The organism is Methyloceanibacter sp. (assembly GCF_050728395.1).
Taxonomy (GTDB): Bacteria; Pseudomonadota; Alphaproteobacteria; order Rhizobiales; family Methyloligellaceae; genus Methyloceanibacter.
Map to the genome: position 1 here is coordinate 1 of NZ_JBOHJB010000179.1, position 2,664 is coordinate 2,664.

Annotated in this window: 3 protein-coding genes and 1 pseudogene; 2 read left to right on the top strand and 2 right to left on the bottom strand. The window is 64.7% G+C overall.

Going from position 1 to position 2,664, the window contains the following annotated elements:
• Window positions 1-515 (top strand): annotated as a pseudogene (locus ACREC7_RS16300) (DNA ligase-associated DEXH box helicase); the annotation flags it as partial.
• The gene (gene pdeM / locus ACREC7_RS16305) at window positions 496-1,206 is read left to right on the top strand and encodes a ligase-associated DNA damage response endonuclease PdeM (RefSeq protein WP_431556738.1); all 711 of its coding nucleotides are present in this window, start codon (window positions 496-498) and stop codon (window positions 1,204-1,206) included. The pseudogene ACREC7_RS16300 and the gene pdeM, both read left to right, overlap by 20 nt.
• 63 nt (window positions 1,207-1,269) lie before the next feature.
• Here pdeM and ACREC7_RS16310 read toward each other — a convergent pair whose 3' ends face one another.
• Complete coding sequence (locus tag ACREC7_RS16310; RefSeq protein WP_431556739.1) at window positions 1,270-2,052, bottom strand: TIGR02186 family protein; 783 nt, start codon at window positions 2,050-2,052, stop codon at window positions 1,270-1,272.
• Between the two features lie 2 nt (window positions 2,053-2,054).
• Window positions 2,055-2,664 (bottom strand): sulfite exporter TauE/SafE family protein (locus ACREC7_RS16315; RefSeq protein WP_431556740.1); only part of this gene is annotated, 610 nt, incomplete at its 5' end.

The window sequence follows — 2,664 nt, forward strand, 5'->3', positions numbered from 1 at the left end:
TCTGGGGGCTCGCCGATATGGGCGAGATGGTGCGGACCGGACGGCTCGACCTCGCGAGACTGTTCGACGAGGACATGCTCGGCGACGATCTCGACGCCTGGCTTGCCGAGTCGAGCCTGATGAAGCGCTCCTTCCGCGTCTGCGCCATCATCTCGGGGCTGATCGAGCGCCGCCATCCGGGGCAGGAGAAGACCGGCCGGCAGATGACCGTCTCCTCCGACCTCATCTATGACGTGCTGCGCCAGCACGAGCCTGACCACATTCTCCTCCAGGCTGCCTTCGCCGATGCCGCAACCGGCCTGATCGACGTTGGACGCCTGAGCGGCTTTTTGCAGCGGATCCGCGGAAGAATCAGTCATATTGCCCTTGACCGAGTCTCGCCGCTTGCGGTGCCGGCCATGCTCGAGATTGGCCGCGAAAGCGTGCCGGGGGATGCGAGCGAGGCGCTGTTGCGCGAGGCCGTGGAGGAACTGATAGCGGAGGCGATGGGGGACCATGCTGCGCTTGATGTCTGAAGTTCTCGCCGGAAGGCGGCCGCCCATCGAACTTGCCGGCCACTCCTTCCTGCCGGTCGCGGCGGGCGCCCTTTACTGGGAGTCCGAAGACACCCTGCTCGTCGCCGACCTGCATCTGGAGAAGGGCGCGGCCTTCGCGGCGCGGGGCATGATGCTCCCCCCTTACGACACGCGGAGCACGCTGCAGCGCCTTGCCGCCTGCCTCGACCATTTCGCGCCGCGCCGGGTGGTTGCGCTCGGCGACAGCTTTCACCGCAGCGAGCTCGCCGGGCGGCTCAACGCCGACGATCGCGAGGAATTGGTGGCGCTACAGCAAGGCCGCGACTGGTACTGGATCCTCGGCAATCACGACCCTGACCTGCCCGAAAGCGTCGGCGGCTTCGTCTGCCGGTCGCTGATAATCGGCGGCATTACCCTTTGCCACCAACCCTCGCTCAGCCGCGCCCCGGAGATCGCCGGCCATTTGCACCCGGTGGCGCGCATTGCCAGGCGTGGCGAGGGGATCAGGCGGAAATGCTTCGCCACGGACGGCAACCGGCTGGTGATGCCGGCCTTCGGCACCTATGCCGGCGGGCTCAACGTTCTCGACGAGGCCTTCTCGTCCTTGTTCCACTGGCATCTGATGGAGGCCTGGCTGACGGGACGAACGAGCGTCTATCCCTTGCAGGCAAGCCTGCTGCTTCCGGACTGACAATCACGCGTGACGAAGTCACTTGTGACGAAGTCACTTGTGACGACGTCACTCATGTACGAGTCATTCGCGCCGGAACACCGTCCAGGCGAGAAGCCCCGCGCTCACCGCCATCAGCACCGCCAGCAACCCGTAGAAGAAGGGGTAATGGAAGGCGAGCATGTAGACCACGCGCTCCACGCCGACCTTTTCGACCTGCAGGCTGCTCTGGCTCTGGCTTAACAGCTTACCATCGCGAAACAGGAACACTTGCGTGGTGTAGCGGCCGATCGGCACATTGACCGGAAGTGCGACGCTTCCGCGGAACAGGCTGCGGCCGAGAAAACTGATCGCGTCGTCGGACTCCTGGAACAGCCCGTGTTCCTGTTGCAAGCGGGTCAGGTTTGCGCGGAACCCGTCATCCGCGGTCTCGCCCCCGGCGGTCTTGCCGAAATCGAGATTGGAGAAACCGATGCCGAGCTTTTTCAGGACAGCTTCCGGAGCTACCGCCCGGAACGGCCGGGAGGCGAGCACGGCGTAGAAGCCGGGCACCGATGGGAACGTCTGCGACGCGCCATTCATCCAAAGCCCTGCGATCTGTTCTTTGCGCCGGACGACGACGGGCCGGTTTGGCCCGCGGATGACCATGATGACGTCATAGGGGGCCTCGTCCGGCGAAGGCGCGCGACTGAAGTCGATGGAGCCGAACAGCACGATCTCGATGCCGGTGAAGTTCGACTGGATCGAGATCACCCGCTGGGAGACGTCCGACTGGACTTGCTCGGGTCTTGACGGCTCGGCGCCGACGGCTTGCCGCCCCGGCAGCAGCTCGACCGCAACAAGGGCGAGCAGGAGTGCCAACCGCATGATCATGCCCCCGTCACGATCGGCCCGAGGCTGTAGAGATCCTCTGGCGGCACCAGGAGCCCGATCAGCAAGCGGGCCGCCACCGCGAGCACCATGACGGCAAGCAGGAGTCTCAGCTGCTCGCCCTTCAATCTCTGACCGGCATTGGCGCCGAACAATCCGCCGATCACCCCGCCGATCACCAGGAGAAGAGCGAGCAGGATGTCGAGCGAGTGGTTCAATACCGCATAGAGAATAGTGACGACGGCGGTGACGAAAATGATCTGGAACAGCGAGGTGCCAATGACCACGTTGGTCGGCATGCGCAGGAGGTAGATCATGCCCGGCACGATAATGAAACCGCCGCCAACGCCGAGGATCGAGGCGAGCAGACCGACGATGGTTCCAAGGACCAGCGGCGGAATGGCGCTGATATAGAGGCGAGAGCGCGGGAAGCGCATCTTGAAGGGTAGTCCGTGGATCCAGGTGTGTTCGCCTGGCTTCCGCGCCCTGGCCGGCTGGCCGGCGCGCGTCCGCCGGATGGCAGCCACGCTCTCGACCAGCATGAGCGATCCGATGACACCGAGGAAGGTCACGTAGACGAGCGAGATGAAGACGTCGGCGTTCCTGGGC

Bases quoted from the DNA above. Each gene is read 5' to 3' on its own strand.
- pdeM (WP_431556738.1), top strand. From the start codon at position 496: ATGCTGCGCTTGATGTCTGAAGTTCTCGCCGGAAGGCGGCCGCCCATC.
- ACREC7_RS16310 (WP_431556739.1), bottom strand. From the start codon at position 2,052: ATGCGGTTGGCACTCCTGCTCGCCCTTGTTGCGGTCGAGCTGCTGCCG.